We start from the raw sequence: 18,647 nt of genomic DNA on the forward strand, positions 1-18,647 counted from the left end.
CGGCCCGCCACGGCCTGGCCGCCGGGCGCCCGCCCTCCTCCGCCCTCTGGGCGGGCGCGGCGCCGGCGCTGGAGGCGCGCGTGCCGGGGATGTCCGGGCTGCCGGTCCGCGCAGCGGCGGGCATCGTCACGGTGACGCCCGGCTTCCGCCTCGCCGACGTCGATCCCGATGCGGATGGCGGCTTCGACAAGGCGGAGGCGAAGGCCGCGCTCGATGTCGAGCGCGCGCGGATCCAGGCGCTGCAGGAGCGTCTCTATGCCGAGCGCCGCCGCAGCCTGCTCGTCGTGCTGCAGGCCATCGACACGGGCGGCAAGGACGGCACCATCCGGGCGGTGCTCCAGGGCGTGAACCCGCAGGGCTGCGCCGTGACCTCGTTCAAGGTGCCGAGCGCGGAGGAGCTCGATCACGACTTCCTCTGGCGCTACCACGCGAAGGTGCCCGGCCGCGGCATGATCGGCGTGTTCAACCGCAGCCATTACGAGGATGTGCTGGTGGTGCGCGTGAAGGGCCTCGTGCCTGAGGAGGTCTGGCGGGCGCGCTACGACCGCATCAACGATTTCGAGCGGCTGCTCACCGCCTCGGGCACCACGATCCTGAAGTTCTTCCTGCACATCTCGAAGGCGGAGCAGAAGGCGCGGCTGGAGGCCCGGATCGAGGACCCCGAGAAGCACTGGAAGTTCGATCCCGCCGACCTCGTCGAGCGCAAGTCCTGGGACGCCTATCAGGCCGCTTTCGGGGACGCCTTGACCCAGTGCTCGACCCCTGACGCGCCGTGGCACGTCGTGCCGGCGAACCGCAAGTGGTTCCGCAACCTCGTCGTGGCCCGCACCGTGGCCGACACGCTCGAGGCGATGGACCCGCGCTACCCGGAGGCCGCGAAGGGCATCACGGACCTGAAGGTGCCGGACTGAGCGCCTGTTCAACCGGCGCATCCCGCCCCCCGACCTCATTCTGAGGTGCCGCGCCAGCGGCCTCGAAGGATGAGGTGGTTGCCTGGGACGAAGCCGGTCGCCTCGGCTCACCGGCAGACCGGCTCGCCGAACCGGTTCGCGGGCCTCAATCCTTGTCGAGGCTGAGGTCGGGCGCCTCGGGATTCTTCATGCCGACGACGTGGTAGCCCGCATCCACGTGCAGGATCTCGCCGGTCATGCCGCGGCTCATGTCGGAGATCAGATAGGCGGCCGTCTCGCCGACCTCGCCGATCGTCACCGTCCGGCGCAGGGGCGCGTTGTACTCGTTCCACTTCAGGATGTAGCGGAAGTCGCCGATGCCGGAGGCCGCGAGGGTCTTGATCGGACCGGCCGAGATCGCGTTGACGCGGATGTCCTTCGGGCCGAGATCGGCGGCGAGGTAGCGCACCGAGGCCTCCAGCGCGGCCTTGGCGACACCCATCACGTTGTAATGCGGCATCCACTTCTCGGCGCCGTAATAGGTCAGCGTCAGCAGCGAGCCGCCGGGGCGCATGATCTTCTCGGCGCGCTGGGCGATCGCCGTGAAGGAGTAGCACGAGATCAGCAGCGACTTGGTGAAGTTGCCTTCGCTGGTCTCGATGTATCGGCCGGTCAGCTCGTCCTTGTCCGAGAAGGCGATGCAGTGGACCACGAAGTCGATGCCCTCGGGGAAGATCTTCGCGGCCTCGGCGAAGACGGCGTCGATCGAGACGGGATCGGTGACGTCGCAATGGCCGATCACCCGGGCGTCGAGCTCGCGGGCGAGCGGCTCGACCCGCTTCTTCAGCGCCTCGCCCTGGTAGGTGAAGGCGAGCTCGGCGCCGTGCGCGTGGGCGCTCTTGGCGATGCCCCAGGCGATCGAGCGGTTGTTGGCGACACCGAGCACCACGCCGCGCTTGCCGGCGAGCAGGCCGGCCCCGGCGCGTGCCCCGCGATCCTCACCCGCGCCGATTTCCGCCATGACTCACCTGACATTGCCGCCGACGCGGATGGGCGGCCCGGATCCTGGGACGCCGCGCGCCGCCGGCTTCCTTAGCGGAGGCTGGCGGGGGACGGAAGGGCGGAGCGGCCACAGGGAGGCCGACCTGTAGGCCGGCCGAGCGTGAACGCGAACCCGTGCTCAGGCCGCCCGGGCGGCGCGGCGGCTGCGGGCGTACTCGGTGAGCGCCGCCTCGTCCGCGGCCGGCAGGGTGATCGCAGTGGTGGCGAAGAGGTCGCCGCGCGTGCCGTCCTTCTTGGGCAGGCCCTTGCCGCGCAGGCGGAAGGTGCGGCCCGAACTCGTCATCGCCGGCATCTTCATCTCGACGGCGCCGGTGAGGGTCGGCACGCGGATGCTGCCCCCGAGGATCGCCTCCTCCAGCGGCACGTCCACCGTCACGCGCAGGTCCGCGCCCTCCACCTTGAAGCGGGGATGGGGCAGGATGCGGATGGTGAGCAGCGCGTCGCCGGGCTCGGCGCGGGGGCTGCCGCCCGGATAGCCGAGGCCGCGCAGGCGGATGGTCTGGCCGTCCGCCACGCCCTTGGGCACCACCACGTCGACCTCGCGGCCGGTGGGAAGCGCCAGGCGCAGCTTCTCCTCAGCGCCCACCTGCTCCAGCGTCACGCTGAGTTCGGCCGCCACGTCCTCGCCGCGCGCCGCCTGGCGCTGGAAGCCGCCGGTCGGCCCGGCCCCGCCCGCGCGGAACGCCTCGCCGAAGATGTGCGAGAAGATGTCCTCGCCCATGCCTCCGCCGCCCATCCCGCCCCCGCGGCCCCCGGGGAAGCCCTCGAAGCCGCCGCCGCGGCCGCTGAAGCCGCCGAAGCCCTCGAAGCCGGTCGCGCGCGGCTTGCCGTCCGCGTCAATCTCGCCGCGGTCGAACTGCTTGCGCTTCTCGGCGTCGCCGATGATCTCATAGGCGGAGTTCGCCTCGGCGAAGCGGTCCTTCGCCTTGACGTCGTCCTTGTTGCGGTCGGGGTGAAATTCCTTGGCCAGCCGGCGGTAGGCCTTCTTGATCTCGGCCTCGCTCGCCGTCTTGGAGACGCCCAGCACGTCGTAGGGATTGCGCATCGCTTACGTTCGAAACTTGCCTGCCGTACACCGTCGCCGATCGGCGGTTTTCGATCGGCATGTGGTGTCTATGTTGCATCCCTGCAACGGTTCGAACGCAGAAAGTCGGCCCGTTCCGCGGTCCCGTCAAGCACTCTTCGCCGTGCGCAGCTTCCGCAGCTCCCAGGAGCCGCCCGACGGCTTGCATCCGGTCCCGCGGACGAATCGGCTGGTCTCGGGACCGATCACCGAGGCGAGGAAGTCGCGGCAGATCAGGTCGTTCGAGACGTAAGGCAGGCTCGTCGGGTTGATCGAGCCGCGCAGGCCCGTCTCCGGATTGTCCCATTTCACCGGGCGCCCGTTGCCCTGCGGATCGAGGGCGACCCCGAGCGCGGCATTGGCGCGCCGCCAATCCTCCTCGCCGAGATCGGACCCGAACCGCGCCGGCCGCTTCGAGATGCTGCCGGTGACCACGGGCTCCTCCGCCGGAGCGGCTGCGGCCGCCGTCTCGGCCGGAGCCTCGCCGCGGAAGACGAGGAGCGGCTGGCTGCATCCGCCCAGCAGGGTGAGCAGCCCCAGGGAGAGGGCGACGGAACGCGGGTGTGGGCCGAGGATGGAGGGGGTGGTGGGGTATTTACAGCCGCGGCGACGCATTACACCTGACACCGTGCGATCATGACCATGCGGGGCCTAACGTGCTGGCTCCACATCGGTGCCCCCGACCCGGATGCCACGAGAGGACATAGCCAGTGGGAGCGTTAAGGAACGGTGATCCGGCGGTTCCGGACTTCACCCTGGCCGAGGATCCCTTCGCCCTGTTCTCGGACTGGATGCGCGCGGCGGAAGCGGCCGAGCCGGTGGATCCGAACGCGATGGCGCTCGCCACCACCGGCTTGGACGGGCTGCCGGACGTGCGCATCGTCCTGCTCAAGGGCTTCGACGAGCGGGGCTTCGTGTTCTACACCAACGCCGATTCCGCCAAGGGCGAGGAACTGGCGCAGAACCCGCAGGCCGCTTTGGTGCTGTACTGGAAGAGCCTGGGCCGGCAGGTGCGGGCCCGCGGCCCCGTGTCGCGGGTCACGGCCGAGGAGGCGGATGCCTATTTCGCGAGCCGTCACCCGCAGAGCCGGCTGGGCGCCCGCGCCAGCCGGCAGTCCCGTCCGCTCGCCGATCGGGCGACCCTGATGGCCGAGGTGGCAGAGCTTGCCGCCCAGTACGAGAACGGTCCGATCCCGCGGCCCGAGAACTGGACGGGTTTCCGCATCGCGCCCGCTGCCATCGAGTTCTGGCAGAACGGCGACTACCGCCTGCACGACCGGGTGCGCTTCACCCGCGCGGGTACCGGGTGGAGCCGCTCGCGCCTCTATCCCTGAAATCCTGGGTTTCGAAAGGGGTCACCCCTTTCGTGGGTCCAGGGCGAAGCCCTGGGACGATACCGGGGCCCCGCCCCGGCACCCCGCGAGAGGGAAGATCCCTCTCGACACCCGAACCGATCAGCTCGGGATCCGTCGCGTGGGAGCCCGCCGGTAGGCGACGCGGGCGAGTGCCAGGGCGCCGCCGAACTGCAGGATGCCGTTCTCGGACAGGGCATGCGGGGCGAGGTGCCAGTGCACGAGGCTGCGGGTGAGCGCGTTCAAGGCCACCAGCGCGACGCAGAAGGCGACTGCCGAGAGCAGCGCAGCGACGAAATCAGGCATGGCTTCGCACCCCCGTGTTCCAGGGCGTGAGCGTAGCAAGCGATGCGCCAGCAAATCGCCTGGGCGCCCGTGAAAAGCCAAGCTTGTTGCGCTGCCGTCACAGGCCGCGCGACGGCCCTAGCGACGGGCGGCCGGGGCGGTGCCCTGCGCGGTGGCGGGCGCCGGATGCGGTGCCGGCGCCCGGGGCGTCTCGACCGCCAGCCGCTTCACCGGCCAGCCGTCGCTCCAGCGTTCCATGTCGGCAAAGCGCGGGTTCATCTTCAGGGAGGCTGCGTCGCTGCCCGAGAAGGCCGCCGTCGCGGCGAGGTCGAAGGTCTTCCAGAAGGCGAGGTAGTCGAGCGTGTCGGTGCGCGCGTTGTTGATCTGCGCGACCAGCGTCTGCTGCTCGCCCGTGAGCGACATGTCGGCCGACCACTTGAAGGGGGCGGGCTTCGAATCCTTCGGCTCGGGCGGCAGCTTGATCGCGCCGCTATCGTAGGCTGGATCGACCCCGGCCGGGGCGGCGAGCGTCGCAGTGAGGGACGGGAAGCCGTGATCGTCCGAGAGGGCGCGCACGAAGAGCTTGCGCTCGGTGGGCACCTTGTCGGCCTCGCGCAGCAGGCGGCGCGCGGCGATGTCGGCGGCGCGCGCGTCGCGGTCGCCGATCACGGTGATGATCATCGTCGCGGCCGGGACCGCGGAGAGGTCGGCCAGCGCAATGCCCCGCGCCTTCGGCCCGCTGGCGATGCCGCCCGGCATCGTGCCGAAGACGAGCTTCGGCGCGGGCAAGCCGAGGCCCGCCGCCTCGGCGGCGAGGTTCATGGCGATCGGCACGCCCGCGAGGTGCCCGATCACCGCGAGGCGGCTCGTATCGGGCTTGGCCTCGGCATCCGAGACCAGCTCGTCGAGGGCGGCCTTGACCAGGCGCCCTGCGAGCGCGCTCGCATCGGCCGGGCGGGTGCGGTTCACCTCCTGGAAGCGCGGGAACAGCACGAGGTAGCCGTTGCGCACCAAGTGGTCGATCCAGGCGCCGTAGCTCTGCGGGTTCACGGCGCCCCAGCCGTGCAGGAACACCACCACCGGCCGCCCCGACGACGGAGCCGGGCCTGCGGCGTGGAAGACGAAGCTCGCCGCGCTGGCGCGCCCGACGGCGCGCTTGGTGACCGCGACCTGCTTGTCCCCGATGCCGCCGGGGCCCTCCTTGGGTTGTCCGGGCGGGGCCGCCGCCAGCGCGGGCGCGACGAGGCCCGAGGCGGCGAGAAGGCCGGCGGCAAGGAGGACGCGGCTGGCTTTCGGACGCATGGAGGGCTCGATCACGCGGGACGGTGCCGGCAAGACCGGCGGCGGGCTTCATAGCAGATCTCGCCGGCCTGGCGATGCGCCTGAGCAGAATAGGGCCGCCGTCCGGTCACGCGGCCTGCGCGGCCCCGCGCTGCGATCCGCTGTCGAGCCGGCGTGCCAGCGCCAGGAGCCGCTCCGGCAGCGCCTCTGCCGTCTCGCCGTAGAGCGCGCGCAGGTCGCAGGCGATCGCGTCGAGCATCAGGGGGGTGGGGGCGGTGCCCGCGTCGGGGCGCAGCAGGTCTGCGGCGTGATTCTCGGCGATGATCTTCATGATGGGCTCGGCGTGCCGGTGCTGTCCGTGCGGCCGGCGCGCTCTGCCGAAGCGGAGAGCTTGGCGGAAGACGGCACCGCCCTAGGGCACGATCGGACCCCATCAACGGGTGCCGGGCCTCAGGTTTCCATGCCGCCGGAAATAATCTTGCCGCCCGGGCCGATCACCGTCGGGCCCGAACCGGCGCTCGGCGGGCGCCCAGCCGCTTCCTCGACCCAGGCCAGGATGTCCTCCGCCCGCCACGGCTTCGGGATGAACGTGGCCGAGACGCGCAGGTCGCTCGGCTGGTCGCCGGCATCGCCCGAGGTGAGCAGAACCCGCACACGCGGCCAGGTGACCCCGATGATGCGCGCGAGCTCGAAACCGCCGATCGGGCCTGGCGTGCGCACGTCGGAGAACACGACGCTGACCTCGTCGGCGCGATCGTTCAGGATGGCGAGCGCCATCTCGGCCGTCTCAGCCTCGATCACGCGGAAGCCGGTATCCTCCAGCAGCGTCGCGGCGAGGAAGCGCTCGTCCGGCTGATCCTCCACCACGAGGATCACGGGTTTATGTCCTGGCGGTTTCGCGTCGCTCATGGGCCGGGACACTTCACATCAGGGGCTGAACGGTGCGTCCGTCCAATCGATCAACGCATCGTCGCCGCCGCCGGCACCCGTCCGCCGCGGTTCGGCCAAACGGGTTCCCGGATCCGGGCAGGCGCGGATCCGCTTGAACACCCTGGCATATTCCGCACTGCGAAGCCGTGTCCCGCAGGGCACAGCCCGCGGAACTTGAGCCGGGCCGTCGTGACCCGGTCAGCCCACGCCATTGGCCTTGAGGAAGGCGAGCGCGCGCGACCAGGCGTCCTCGGCGGCGGCTTTGCGGTAGCTCGGCCGATAGTCGGCATGGAAGCCATGCGGCGCCTCGGGATAGACCACCAACTCCACGGACTTGCCGGCCGACTTCGCCGCGTCGCGCGCCGCCTCCACCGAGGCGACCGGGATGCCGGTATCGGCGCCGCCGTAGAGGGCGAGCAGCGGGGCGTTCAGCTCGTCCGCAACGTCGCCGGCCGTGCGCGGCTGGATGTCGCTGCGCTGGCCGCCGAGCGGCCCGTACCACGCCACCGCCGCCTTCAGGTCGCGACGATGCGCCGCGTAGAGCCAGGCGCCGCGCCCGCCCCGGCACCAGCCCATCACGCCGAGCCGTCCGAGATCGCCCTTGGCGGCGGAGCCCGCATAGGCGGCGGCCGCGTCGAGATCGGCGATCCACTGCGCGTCCGGCGTCTTGGAGATCACGTCGCGCACGATCTGCTGCACGTCCGTCATCGTCGAGAGGTCGCCCTGGCGGGCGTAGAGTTCCGGCGCCACCGCGCAATAGCCCGCCTTGGCGAGCCGCCGGCAGATGTCCTTGATGTAGTCGTGGACGCCGAAGATCTCCTCGATCACCAGCACCACCGGAAAGGGGCCCGGCCCCTCCGGCACGGCGCGGTAGCCCGGCATCGGCCCGTCCTGGGCCGGGATCCTGACCTCGCCGGCCTCGATCCCGTCGCTGTCGGTGCGGATGACCTGCGCCTCCACCCGCGTCGTCGCCAGGGTGAGGCCGCTCATCAGGCTCGTCATCACGAAACCGCGCCGCGACAGCGGCGGCGTGACGAGGCCGGAGAGGCCCGCCTCCCCGGCCGGCGCCGCGCCGTCCCCCGAACCGTCGTGCTGCAAACCACCGCGCTGCATGGGGCCTCCCGAACTCTCGTCGCGGGCAAGCGAGCATGCGCGGGCCTGCCGGGTCAATGCGGTCGTGCAACCGGGGCTTGCAGCCGGCCCCGGCCGCCACCCGCGTCAGGGCATAACCGGCGGATGGTATTCCAGCGTGAAGGCGAGCGCCCAGAGCAGGAGCAGCACCACCGGCAGGTGCGCGAGGAGCTGAAGGAAGCTGAAGCCGACGATGTCGCGCGCCTTCAGCTTCAGGATGCCGAGCAGCGGCAGCATGAAGAACGGGTTGATCAGGTTCGGCAGCGCTTCCGCCGCGTTGTAGACCTGCACCGCCCAGCCGAGATGCACCTTCAGCTCGTTGGCCGCCTGCATCACGTAGGGCGCCTCGAGCAGCCACTTGCCGCCGCCGGAGGGGATGAAGAAGCCGAGGATCGCCGAGTAGATCCCCATCGCCAGCGGGAAGGATCCCGGCGTGTTGAGCGCCACGAAGGCGTGGGCGATCACGTCCGAAAGGCTGTGGCCGGCCCCGTTCTTGGCCCCCGTCAGGATCGCGGCGATGGCCGCGTAGAAGGGGAACTGGATCAGGATGCCGGCGGTGGCCGGCACCGCCTTGCCGAGGGCGGCGAGGAAGCGCTTCGGGCGCCAATGCAGCACGAAGCCGAGCATCAGGAACAGCAGGTTGTAGGTGTTGAGGTTCGAGATCGCGATCTTCCAGTCCTGGCGCGCGAATTCCTGCACCAGCCAGCCGGCCGCGAGGAGTCCGATCAGCACGGTCAGGATCGGCGCGTGCTCCAGCCACTCGCCGGGCTGGGTCGGCGGCGGGAGGCGGTCGTCCTCCTTCGCGACGTCGACGCCCAGCGCCTCGGCCGTCACCGCCGTCTCGCGGCCGGGGGCTGAGGCGAGCGCGATCACCGTCGAGAGCACCACGAGGACGGCGGCGATCAGGATCGATTGCCAGAGGAAGATGGTCTCGCTGAAGGGGATCACGCCGGTGATCGGCAGCAGGCTTGGCGGCAGGCTCTTCGGGTTGGCCTGGAGCTGCGCGGCCGACGAGGACAGGCCCATCGCCCAAGTGGCGCCGAGGCCGAGATAGGCCGCCGCTCCCGCGGCGCGGTAATCCATGCGCAGGTCGGTGCGGCGGGCGAGCGCGCGGGTGAGCAGGCCGCCGAAGATCAGGCTGAGGCCCCAGCTCAGGAACGAGGACAGCATCGTGGCGAGCGCCACGAAGCCGATGGCGCCGCGGCCGGTCTTCGGCACCAGCGCCATCCGGTCGATGAGCGCCTGCACGGGGGCGGAGGTCGCCACCACGTAGCCGCCGATGGTCACGAAGACCATCTGCATGGTGAAGGGGATCAGGCTCCAGAAGCCGTCGCCGAAGCTCTTCGTCACGGCCTGGGCCGGCGCGCCGTTGAGGAGCGCGGCGAGCGCCACCACGACCACCGCGATGGCGACGAAGACGAAGGCGTCCGGGAACCACTTCACCGCCCAGTCGGTGAAGCGGAGCGCGAGGCGCGCGAGCGCGCTGTCCTTCGCGCGGTCACGCGGTGTGACGGGTGCGTCCATCGGCATCGGCCTTCCCCAGGCGGCGCAGGGCCGCGGCCGCTCCCTGATCGGCCGGCGCCCGGCGCCGCTTCAAGCGCCGATCGCGCTCAGCCGAAACGGACCTGCAGGAATGTCTCGGCCGCGGCCGCCCGATCCGTGAAGACGCCCGCCGTGAGAGGGCCGCCATAGACCGCGCCAGTATCGAGGTTGGTGCGGTAGGCGCGCACCTCCGGCCGCCCGCCGCCCTGCGGCGTGTGGCCATGGACCACGTGCCGGCCGAAATCGCGATCCTCGGTCAGGAACGGCTCGCGGATCCAGAGGCGGTTGCGGGCATCCGGGTCCGGAGCCGGGCTCGCGGGATGGAAGCCGGCATGCACGTACCAGCGCCGCGCATCCGCGTGCAGGGTCGGCAGCGCCTCGATCCAGTCGAGCACGTCGCTCGGCAGCGCCGCGGGCTCCTCGACGCCGAAGGAATCGAGCGTGGCGAGGCCGCCATTGACCATCCAATGCGCGTCGGCGCCCGGCGTGCGCAGGCTCTCCAGCAGCATCGCCTCGTGGTTGCCCATCAGGCAGACCACCGAATCCGGCTCGCGCCAGTGCAGCTTGCGCAGGGTCTCGATCACCCGGGCGCTGGCGGGCCCGCGGTCGATGTAGTCGCCGAGGAAGACGAGCCGGCGCGGCCGGCCCGCGGCATGCGTCTCGATCCCCTCCAGCAGCCTGTCGAGCTGGTCGGCGCAGCCGTGGATGTCGCCGACGGCGTAGGTGAGCGGTTCGGCACACATCCCCGCCATCACAACGCAAACGGCGCTCCTTCGCAACCACGCGCCGGGAACGAGATCCGTGCGCGCCGGGCATGCCCCGGAGCGCAGATTGGATCTGAATAGAGTTTCAATTCTCGATTGCAGATCTCACAAGCTTTTGAAACGACGCGGCTCAGTTTGGAAATGCTCAGGCTCGTCCGGAATTCGGGGCCGGATTAGACAATACATCCCTCGATTCCTCGGGATGTCACCATGCGTCGGTCGGTGTGGAGTGCCGCGGCTCTCGTGCTGCTCGGAACGGAGGCGCTCGCCTTCGGGCCGCCGATGCCGACGCTTCAGCGCGTCGTCGCCTCGGGTCGAACGCAGAAGATCGACATCGTCATCAGTCTCGATCCCACCTGCCAGTCGATGGGCCTCTCCCAGGTCAACATCCTGGAGCCCCCGAGAAGCGGTCAGATCGTCACGACCCAAGGCCGGGAATTCCCGAATTTTCCGAGCTTCAACACGCGCTCGCGCTGCAACACGCATCGCGTGCCGGCGCTCGTCGTGAGCTATCAATCGGCGGCCGACTTCCGCGGCGAGGACGAATTCACGCTCGAATTCGTCGGCCCGCTCGGCGTCCCGCGCCGGCTCCGCTACCACGTCGAGGTGCGCTGAACCGGCGGCCGCTGCAATCCGAAACGCGCAGGCCCCGGCGCATCCGCGCCGGGGCCCGCTCAGGGTCAATTCAGCGTCGCGCTCGCCGGCCGGCGCTCGGCGCCGACCGCCACGTCGCCGAGCATCAGGCCCATCGGCCCGAGGATGACCGGCACCGTCTCGCCGTCATGGATCTTGCCCGAGAGCAGCAGCTCGGCGAGCGGATCCTGCACGTTCTTCTGGATGACCCGCTTCAGCGGCCGCGCCCCGTAGGCCGGATCGTAGCCCTTGTCGGCGAGCCAGGTCCGGGCCTCCGCATCCACGTCGAGCGTGATCTTGCGCTCGTCGAGGAGCTTCTGCAGCCGCCCGAGCTGGATGTCGACGATCGCGCCCATCTCGCCCCGCGCGAGGCGGTGGAACAGGATGATCTCGTCGATCCGGTTCAGGAATTCGGGCCGGAAGTGGCCCCGCACCACAGCCATGACCTCGTCGCGGACCGCCTCGGAATCCTGGCCCGCGGGCTGGTTCACGAGATATTCGGCCCCGAGATTCGAGGTCATGATCAGCAGGGTGTTGCGGAAGTCGACCGTGCGGCCCTGTCCGTCCGTCAGGCGCCCGTCATCGAGCACCTGCAGGAGGACGTTGAACACGTCCGGATGCGCCTTCTCCACCTCGTCGAACAGCACGACCTGATAGGGCCGGCGCCGCACCGCCTCGGTCAGGGCGCCGCCCTCCTCGTAGCCGACATAGCCCGGAGGCGCGCCGATGAGGCGGGCGACCGCGTGCTTCTCCATGTACTCGGACATGTCGATGCGCACGAGCGCCGTGTCGTCGTCGAACAGGAAGCCGGCGAGCGCCTTGGTCAGCTCGGTCTTGCCGACGCCCGTCGGCCCCAGGAACATGAACGAGCCGATCGGCCGGTTCGGATCCTGCAGGCCGGCCCGCGCCCGGCGGACCGCGGTCGAGACCGCCTCCACCGCCTCGCGCTGGCCGACGACGCGCTTCGCGAGCGCCGCCTCCATCGCGAGCAGCTTCTCGCGCTCGCCCTCCAGCATCTTGTCGACGGGCACGCCGGTCCAGCGCGAGACGACGCCCGCGATATGGGCCGGCGTCACCGCCTCCTCGACCATGCCGTCGCGGGCGACCGCCGATTCCGCCGCGGCCTCGATCTCGGCGAGCCGCTTCTCCAGGCCCGGGATCACGCCGTAGGCGAGTTCGCCCGCGCGCTGGTACTGGCCCTGGCGCTGGGCGGCGGCCAGGTCGTTGCGGGCCTCGTCGAGCTTCTTCTTCAGCTCGGCTGCCGCGCCGAGCTTGTCCTTCTCGGCCTTCCAGCGCGCCGTGATGGTGGCGGACTGCTCCTCGAGGTCGGCGAGCTCCTTCTCCAGGCGCTGCAGCCGGTCGCGGGAGGCGGAATCCGTCTCCTTCTTCAGCGCCTCGCCCTCGATCTTCAGCCGCACGATCTCGCGGTCGATGTTGTCGAGCTCCTCGGGCTTCGAATCGACCTGCATGCGCAGGCGCGAGCCCGCCTCGTCGACGAGATCGATCGCCTTGTCCGGCAGGAAGCGGTCGGTGATGTAGCGGTTCGACAGGGTGGCGGCGGCGACGAGCGCCGAGTCCTGGATGCGCACCCCGTGGTGCTGCTCGTACTTCTCCTTGATGCCGCGCAGGATCGAGACCGTGTCCTCCACGGTCGGCTCGGAGACGAAGACCGGCTGGAAGCGCCGGGCGAGCGCCGCATCCTTCTCGACATGCTTGCGGTACTCGTCGAGCGTGGTCGCGCCGACGCAGTGCAACTCGCCGCGGGCGAGGGCCGGCTTCAGGAGGTTCGAGGCGTCCATGGCCCCGTCCGCCTTGCCGGCGCCGACGAGCGTGTGCATCTCGTCGATGAACAGGATGATGCCGCCCTCGGCCGCCTGGACCTCGGAGAGCACGCCCTTCAGCCGCTCCTCGAACTCGCCGCGATACTTCGCGCCCGCGATCAGCGCGCCCATGTCGAGGGCGAGCAGGCTCTTCTCGCGCAAGGATTCCGGCACGTCGCCGTTGACGATGCGCAGCGCCAGCCCCTCGACGATGGCGGTCTTGCCGACGCCGGGCTCGCCGATCAGCACGGGATTGTTCTTGGTGCGCCGGGACAGGACCTGGATGGTGCGGCGGATCTCCTCGTCGCGGCCGATCACCGGGTCGAGCTTGCCCTCCCGCGCCGCCTCCGTGAGATCGCGGGCGTATTTCTTGAGCGCGTCATAGGCGTTCTCGGCCGAGGCATTGTCGGCGGTGCGACCCTTGCGCAGCGCGTTGATCGCCCCGTTGATCGAGGCGGGCGTCACGCCCGCGGCCTGGAGCGCGCGGCCGGCTTCGGTATTGCCCTCGACGGCGAGCGCGAGCAGCAGCCGCTCGACGGTGACGTAGGAATCGCCCGCCTTCTCAGCGGCCTTCTCGGCGGTGTCGAACAGGCGCACGAGGTCGCGCGTCGCCTGGGGCGCGGCACTGTTGCCCGAAACCTTCGGCTGCTTGGCGAGCCACTGCTCGACCTGCGCCAGAGCCACGCGCGACTGCCCCCCCGCGCGGTCGATCAGGCCGGCGCAGAGCCCTTCCGGATCGTCGAGCAGCACCTTCAGGAGGTGACCCGGCTGAAGCTGGGGATGTCCCTCGCGCATCGCGAGGTTCTGAGCCGCCTGCACGAAGCCGCGGGCGCGCTCGGTGTACTTTTCGAAATTCATGCACAACCCTCCCGTACCGGCATCCGCCGCCCGACATGAGGCGCGGCGCCACCGAAACGTCGCCCTCCGACTCTCCGTCGCGCGAGGGCCCCGGCGCCGTTGGCCGCCGGTATCCGGCATGTGGTGTTGCATATCCGCACCACAAGACCCGGCGGCGCTCTTGCGCGAGACGGCATTTCAGGGCCACGCTGGGCGCATGGCCTCGCTCTCGATCCACGCCCTCTACCGCTACCCCGTGAAGGGCCTTAGCCCCGAGCCGGTGGCGTCCGCCGAGCTGGAGGCGAGCGGCTATTTCCCGGGGGACCGGCTCTACGCCATCGAGAACGGTCCGTCCGGCTTCGATCCGGTGGCGGTGCGGCACCAGCCCAAGACCAAGTACCTGATGCTGATGCGCGACGAGGCGCTGGCCCGCCTGCGCACCCGCTACGAGGATGCGACCGCGACGCTCCATGTGGAGGCGGAGGGCGAGACCGTCGCGGCCAAGCTCGACACGCCGGAGGGGCGCGCGGCTCTGGAGGATCTGATGCGGCGCTTCGTGCCCGAGGCCCTGCGCGGCGCGCCGCGGGTGCTCGAGGCCCCGCCCCATTACCGCTTCACCGATTCGAAGATCGGCTTCGTCTCGCTGATCAACCTCGCCAGCGTGAGGGCGATCGAGGATTTCGTCGGCGCGCCCGTCGATCCGCTGCGCTTCCGCGGAAACCTCCTGGTCGATGGGCTGGAGCCCTGGGCGGAACTCGGCCTGTCGGGGGCGGTGCTCGAGGCGCCCAGCGGACTGCGGCTCAAGCTGACGCAGCGCACGCAGCGCTGCGCGGCCACCAACGTGGATCCGACGAGCGGGATCCGCGACCTCGACATCCCCTGGACGCTCGACGCGCGTCTCGGGCACCGCGATTGCGGCATCTATGCCGAGGTGATCGCGGGGGGCGCGATCCAGGCCGGCGATGCCCTCCGCGTCGTCGCCTGAGGCGCCTCAAGGCTGCGTCTGGTCCCGGCGCCCGGCCCGGGTTTTTGCGGTGCGGTATGGGCCTGGGGCCCGCGCCCGGGGCGGCTCAGCGGCGGGTGGCGAGCCAGACCGGCTCGGGCTCCTCGGCCGGCATCAGGGCGGCGACCGCATCGAGATCGACGGTGTAGGTCTGCGTGAGCTTCTGCCAGACCTCGGCGGTGGACGCCGCGTCCCCGCGCAGGGCATCCAGGGCGCGGGCGAGATGGCTCGGGCTGACGAGGGTGGGGCGCGGCAGGAGAGGATCGGCGTTCGGCATGGCGTGAACAATCCTTGTCGGCGGGGCCAGCCTCTCAAGACGTGGTTAATGCCCCGATAATGCCCGCCGTCGCCGTCAGCGTCCCGAGCGCCCGCGGAGCCGATCCGACGGCATCGCGCCGCCATATGGCCACGCTCTGCGCCCAAGCTTCGGGCTCGCGCCCCCGCCCGACCCTCCCGCCGAGGATCCGATGACCATCACCATCACGAATTTGCAGCCGGTGATCGCCCTGATCGCCGGGGTCCTGATCCTGATCATGCCGCGGCTCCTGAACTACATCGTCGCCGCCTACCTCATCCTGGTCGGGCTGATCGGACTCGGCCTGTTCCGCGGCCTCGCCTGAGGGCGGCGCGGACCTGAATCGGGCGCGTATCCGCAGAAACATCGCCCCCGATCCGACACGATGTCGGGGGCGTTCACCTTGCGTTGCACCGCGAGATGGTCCAACCCGCGGTCACGGACCGGTCACGGTCACGCACCCTTCAGAACGGACGGGATCGACATGGCAAGCGAGGGCACCGCGGGACACGCGAAGTGGGTCTACGCCTTCGGTGACGGCAAGGCCGAGGGCAAGTCGCAGATGCGCGAACTGCTCGGCGGCAAGGGCGCGAACCTCGCCGAGATGTCGAATCTCGGCCTGCCGGTTCCCCCCGGCTTCACCATCACCACCGAGGTCTGCACCTACTACTACGCCCACGACAAGCAGTATCCGCCGGAGCTGAAGGCGCAGGTCGACGAGGCGCTGGCCAAGGTCGGCGCGCTCACCGGGCGCACCTTCGGCGACGCGAAGAGCCCGCTCCTCGTCTCCGTGCGCTCGGGCGCCCGCGCCTCGATGCCCGGCATGATGGACACGGTGCTGAATCTCGGCCTCAACGACGCCACCGTGGCGGCGCTCGCCGAGAGCGCCGGCGACCCGCGCTTCGCCTATGATTCCTACCGCCGCTTCATCACCATGTACTCGAACGTGGTGCTCGGCGTGGAGCACCACGCCTTCGAGGAGGCGCTGGAGCACTACAAGGAGCGCAAGGGCGTCGAGCTCGATACCGAGCTCGGGGCCGAGGACTGGAAGACCCTGATCCAGACCTACAAGAAGATCGTCCGCGACGAGCACGGCTCCGACTTCCCGCAGGAGCCGCAGGACCAGCTCTGGGGCGCGATCGGCGCGGTGTTCGATTCCTGGATGATCCCGCGGGCCAAGAAGTACCGTGAGCTGAACAGCATCCCCGAGAGCTGGGGCACGGCCGTCAACGTGCAGGCCATGGTGTTCGGCAACATGGGCGACACCTCGGCGACCGGCGTCGCCTTCACCCGCAATCCCTCCACCGGCGAGCGGGCGCTCTACGGCGAGTTCCTGATCAACGCCCAGGGCGAGGACGTGGTGGCGGGCATCCGCACGCCGCAGGACATCACCGAGAAGGCGCGCATCGAGGCCAAGTCCGACCGTCCCTCGATGGAGACGGCGATGCCCGAGAGCTTCGCCGAGCTGACCCGGATCTACGGGATCCTGGAGAAGCACTACCGCGACATGCAGGACATGGAGTTCACCATCGAGAGCGGGAAGCTCTGGATGCTCCAGACCCGCAACGGCAAGCGCACCGCCAAGGCCGCTCTCAAGATCGCCGTCGACCTCGCCAGCGAGGGGCTGATCACGCAGGAGGAGGCGATCCTGCGCGTCGAGCCGGGGGCCCTCGACCAGCTCCTGCACCCGACCATCGACCCGAAGGCCGAGCGCAAGGTGATCGCCTCGGGGCTGCCTGCCTCGCCCGGCGCCGCCACCGGGGAGATCGTGTTCAACTCGGAGGCCGCGGAAGCCTGCCGCAAGGCCGAGCGCAAGTGCATCCTCGTGCGCATCGAGACCTCGCCTGAGGACATCCACGGCATGCATGCCTCGGAGGGCATCCTCACGACGCGCGGCGGCATGACGAGCCACGCGGCCGTGGTCGCCCGCGGCATGGGCAAGCCCTGCGTCTCCGGCGTCGGCAGCATCCGCATCGACTACAAGGCCCAGACCCTGTCGGTCGGCGGCCAGACCCTCAAGGCCGGCGACAAGATCACCATCGACGGCTCGACCGGCCAGGTGCTGCTGGGCGAGGTGAAGATGCTGGAGCCGGAGCTCTCCGGCGACTTCGCCACGCTGATGGGCTGGGCCGACGCGCACCGCACCATGAAGGTGCGCACCAACGCCGACACGCCCACCGATGCCCACACCGCGCGCAACTTCGGCGCGGAGGGCATCGGCCTCTGCCGCACCGAGCACATGTTCTTCGAGGGCGACCGCATCGTCGCGGTGCGCGAGATGATCCTGGCCGACGACACGGAGGGCCGCCGCGCGGCGCTCGCCAAGATCCTCCCCTACCAGCGCCAGGACTTCGTCGAGCTGTTCAAGATCATGTCGGGCCTGCCCGTCACGATCCGCCTGCTCGACCCGCCGCTGCACGAGTTCCTGCCGCACACCGATGCGGAGGTGCAGGAGGTGGTGGCGGCCACGGGCGTGGCCGAGGACAAGATCCGGCACCGGATGCGCGAACTCTCCGAGTTCAACCCGATGCTCGGCTTCCGCGGCTGCCGTCTCGCCATCGCCTTCCCCGAGATCGCCGAGATGCAGGCGCGGGCGATCTTCGAGGCGGCCGTGCAGGCGGCCGAGGAGACCGGCAGCCCGGTCACCTCCGAGGTGATGGTGCCGCTCGTCTTCACCCGGGCGGAGTTCGACATCGTCAAGGCCCGCATCGACGCCATGGCGAAGGCCGTCTCTGAGGAGAAAGGCGCCACGCTTGCCTATCAGGTGGGCACGATGATCGAGCTGCCGCGCGCCGCCCTGAAGGCGGGCGAGATCGCCGAGACCGCGGAGTTCTTCTCCTTCGGCACCAACGACCTGACGCAGACGGCGCTCGGCATCTCCCGCGACGACGCGGCGACCTTCCTCGGGCCCTACACGCAGAAGGGCATCCTGCCCTCCGACCCGTTCGTGACGATCGATCAGGACGGCGTGGGCGAGCTGGTGCGCATCGGCGTCGAGCGCGGTCGGAAGGTCCGCAGCGGCCTCAAGCTCGGCATCTGCGGCGAGCACGGCGGCGATCCGGCCTCGATCGGCTTCTGCCAGGAGGTCGGGCTCGACTACGTGTCCTGCTCGCCCTACCGCGTGCCGATCGCCCGCCTCGCCGCGGCACAGGCGGCGCTGGGCAAGGTGCTCGGCGGCGAGGGCTGAGCCGAACGGCCGGGCGCCCGCGCGCCCGGCCTTCACCCTCCGTTAGCCGCGCCCTGTGCGGCTTGTGGAAAAAAGTGGAACGGCGCCGCGAACGCGCGCCGTTCAGGCACGTTGAATGCTAGGTGCCTGAACGCTTGCGCGCGGGCCCTTTCGGCCATGCGCGGGACTGCCGGCCATGAGCGACCCGATCTCCTCCCCTGCCCTGATCCAGCCCGGCCTGCCGCTCCTGCGGCTGGTGGAGCGCGGCTATCTCTGGGCGGTCGCCGCCCTCGGCGGTCTCGCCACCGGCGCGCTGATGATCTTCGCGGTGGCCACGCAGAGCAGCGCCGATGCCGAGCGCATCGCGGGCGGGAGCAGCTACGCGGAGCCGCTGGTTTCGGCCCTCGCCGTCGCCCAGGCCCGCCGCACCCAATAAGGGGATCCCAAAGGGATCATCCCTTTGGCGGGGTGCCGGGGCGGAGCCCTGGCCTGACGCCCCAGGGCTCCGCCCTGGACCCGCGAAGGGGATGATCCCCTTCGAACCCCGGGATCAGGGACGGCGGAGGAGGTAGGTGTCCATGATCCAGCCGTGG

At 70.4% G+C, this 18,647-nt stretch carries 19 protein-coding genes; 7 read left to right on the forward strand and 12 right to left on the reverse strand.

The window, feature by feature from the left end; all coding sequences use genetic code 11:
- The first annotated feature begins 14 nt into the window (after nucleotides 1-14).
- The gene (locus MET9862_RS23345; protein ID WP_142585243.1) at nucleotides 15-911 is read left to right on the forward strand and encodes a polyphosphate kinase 2 family protein; all 897 of its coding nucleotides are present in this window, start codon (nucleotides 15-17) and stop codon (nucleotides 909-911) included.
- Nucleotides 912-1,056: 145 nt separating this feature from the next.
- Here the strand turns inward: MET9862_RS23345 and fabI are convergent, their stop codons facing one another.
- The 3 genes from fabI to MET9862_RS23360 all read right to left on the reverse strand — a co-directional run bounded on the left by fabI (nucleotide 1,057) and on the right by MET9862_RS23360 (nucleotide 3,630).
- The gene (gene fabI / locus MET9862_RS23350) at nucleotides 1,057-1,911 is read right to left on the reverse strand and encodes an enoyl-ACP reductase FabI (protein WP_142585226.1); all 855 of its coding nucleotides are present in this window, start codon (nucleotides 1,909-1,911) and stop codon (nucleotides 1,057-1,059) included.
- Nucleotides 1,912-2,070: 159 nt separating this feature from the next.
- Nucleotides 2,071-2,997 carry a DnaJ C-terminal domain-containing protein gene (locus MET9862_RS23355; RefSeq protein WP_142585227.1) on the reverse strand — a complete coding sequence of 309 codons (927 nt, stop codon included), beginning with the start codon at nucleotides 2,995-2,997 and terminating at the stop codon, nucleotides 2,071-2,073.
- 126 nt (nucleotides 2,998-3,123) lie between these two features.
- Nucleotides 3,124-3,630, reverse strand: a complete 507-nt coding sequence (locus MET9862_RS23360) for an RT0821/Lpp0805 family surface protein (protein ID WP_142585228.1) — start codon at nucleotides 3,628-3,630, stop codon at nucleotides 3,124-3,126.
- A 95-nt stretch (nucleotides 3,631-3,725) separates the two neighbouring features.
- Here MET9862_RS23360 and pdxH point away from each other — a divergent pair, with 95 nt between their 5' ends.
- A complete protein-coding gene (gene pdxH, locus MET9862_RS23365) occupies nucleotides 3,726-4,349 on the forward strand; it encodes a pyridoxamine 5'-phosphate oxidase (protein ID WP_438616648.1) in 624 nt (207 codons plus the stop codon).
- Between the two features lie 120 nt (nucleotides 4,350-4,469).
- Here pdxH and MET9862_RS23370 read toward each other — a convergent pair whose 3' ends face one another.
- From MET9862_RS23370 to MET9862_RS23400, 7 genes are all read right to left on the reverse strand, one after another.
- On the reverse strand, nucleotides 4,470-4,673 hold the full coding sequence (locus tag MET9862_RS23370; protein WP_142585229.1) for a hypothetical protein: 204 nt from the start codon (nucleotides 4,671-4,673) through the stop codon (nucleotides 4,470-4,472).
- A 117-nt stretch (nucleotides 4,674-4,790) separates the two neighbouring features.
- Nucleotides 4,791-5,954, reverse strand: coding sequence for an alpha/beta hydrolase family protein (locus MET9862_RS23375; protein WP_142585230.1), 1,164 nt, complete (start codon nucleotides 5,952-5,954; stop codon nucleotides 4,791-4,793).
- Nucleotides 5,955-6,060: 106 nt separating this feature from the next.
- The gene (locus MET9862_RS23380; RefSeq protein WP_142585231.1) at nucleotides 6,061-6,264 is read right to left on the reverse strand and encodes a hypothetical protein; all 204 of its coding nucleotides are present in this window, start codon (nucleotides 6,262-6,264) and stop codon (nucleotides 6,061-6,063) included.
- Between the two features lie 119 nt (nucleotides 6,265-6,383).
- The gene (locus MET9862_RS23385) at nucleotides 6,384-6,842 is read right to left on the reverse strand and encodes a response regulator (RefSeq protein WP_142585232.1); all 459 of its coding nucleotides are present in this window, start codon (nucleotides 6,840-6,842) and stop codon (nucleotides 6,384-6,386) included.
- Nucleotides 6,843-7,061: 219 nt separating this feature from the next.
- Nucleotides 7,062-7,976, reverse strand: a complete 915-nt coding sequence (locus MET9862_RS23390) for a dienelactone hydrolase family protein (RefSeq protein ID WP_142585233.1) — start codon at nucleotides 7,974-7,976, stop codon at nucleotides 7,062-7,064.
- A gap of 105 nt (nucleotides 7,977-8,081) precedes the next feature.
- Nucleotides 8,082-9,518, reverse strand: coding sequence for a short-chain fatty acid transporter (locus tag MET9862_RS23395; protein WP_142585234.1), 1,437 nt, complete (start codon nucleotides 9,516-9,518; stop codon nucleotides 8,082-8,084).
- 86 nt (nucleotides 9,519-9,604) lie between these two features.
- Entirely contained in the window at nucleotides 9,605-10,279 is a 675-nt protein-coding gene (locus tag MET9862_RS23400; protein WP_142585235.1) for a metallophosphoesterase family protein, read from the reverse strand.
- A gap of 231 nt (nucleotides 10,280-10,510) precedes the next feature.
- Here MET9862_RS23400 and MET9862_RS23405 point away from each other — a divergent pair, with 231 nt between their 5' ends.
- Entirely contained in the window at nucleotides 10,511-10,915 is a 405-nt protein-coding gene (locus MET9862_RS23405) for a hypothetical protein (RefSeq protein ID WP_142585236.1), read from the forward strand.
- A 65-nt stretch (nucleotides 10,916-10,980) separates the two neighbouring features.
- On the opposite strand, the gene clpB is transcribed toward MET9862_RS23405, so the two are convergent.
- Nucleotides 10,981-13,611 carry an ATP-dependent chaperone ClpB gene (gene clpB, locus MET9862_RS23410; protein WP_142585237.1) on the reverse strand — a complete coding sequence of 877 codons (2,631 nt, stop codon included), beginning with the start codon at nucleotides 13,609-13,611 and terminating at the stop codon, nucleotides 10,981-10,983.
- Nucleotides 13,612-13,807: 196 nt separating this feature from the next.
- Between clpB and MET9862_RS23415 the strand changes: the two genes are divergently transcribed.
- Nucleotides 13,808-14,575, forward strand: coding sequence for an MOSC domain-containing protein (locus tag MET9862_RS23415; RefSeq protein ID WP_142585238.1), 768 nt, complete (start codon nucleotides 13,808-13,810; stop codon nucleotides 14,573-14,575).
- A gap of 85 nt (nucleotides 14,576-14,660) precedes the next feature.
- Here the strand turns inward: MET9862_RS23415 and MET9862_RS23420 are convergent, their stop codons facing one another.
- Nucleotides 14,661-14,870 (reverse strand): hypothetical protein, encoded by a 210-nt coding sequence (locus tag MET9862_RS23420; protein ID WP_142585239.1) that lies wholly within the window; start codon nucleotides 14,868-14,870, stop codon nucleotides 14,661-14,663.
- A 190-nt stretch (nucleotides 14,871-15,060) separates the two neighbouring features.
- On the opposite strand from MET9862_RS23420, the gene MET9862_RS23425 reads away from it, so the two are divergent.
- From MET9862_RS23425 to MET9862_RS23435, 3 genes are all read left to right on the forward strand, one after another.
- Nucleotides 15,061-15,213, forward strand: a complete 153-nt coding sequence (locus MET9862_RS23425) for a DUF3096 domain-containing protein (protein WP_142585240.1) — start codon at nucleotides 15,061-15,063, stop codon at nucleotides 15,211-15,213.
- A gap of 159 nt (nucleotides 15,214-15,372) precedes the next feature.
- Complete coding sequence (gene ppdK, locus MET9862_RS23430) at nucleotides 15,373-18,075, forward strand: pyruvate, phosphate dikinase (protein WP_142585241.1); 2,703 nt, start codon at nucleotides 15,373-15,375, stop codon at nucleotides 18,073-18,075.
- 175 nt (nucleotides 18,076-18,250) lie between these two features.
- The gene (locus MET9862_RS23435) at nucleotides 18,251-18,490 is read left to right on the forward strand and encodes a hypothetical protein (protein ID WP_142585242.1); all 240 of its coding nucleotides are present in this window, start codon (nucleotides 18,251-18,253) and stop codon (nucleotides 18,488-18,490) included.
- Nucleotides 18,491-18,647: the final 157 nt, after the last annotated feature.

The sequence above is a fragment of the Methylobacterium symbioticum genome (assembly GCF_902141845.1).
Lineage (GTDB): Bacteria > Pseudomonadota > Alphaproteobacteria > Rhizobiales > Beijerinckiaceae > Methylobacterium > Methylobacterium symbioticum.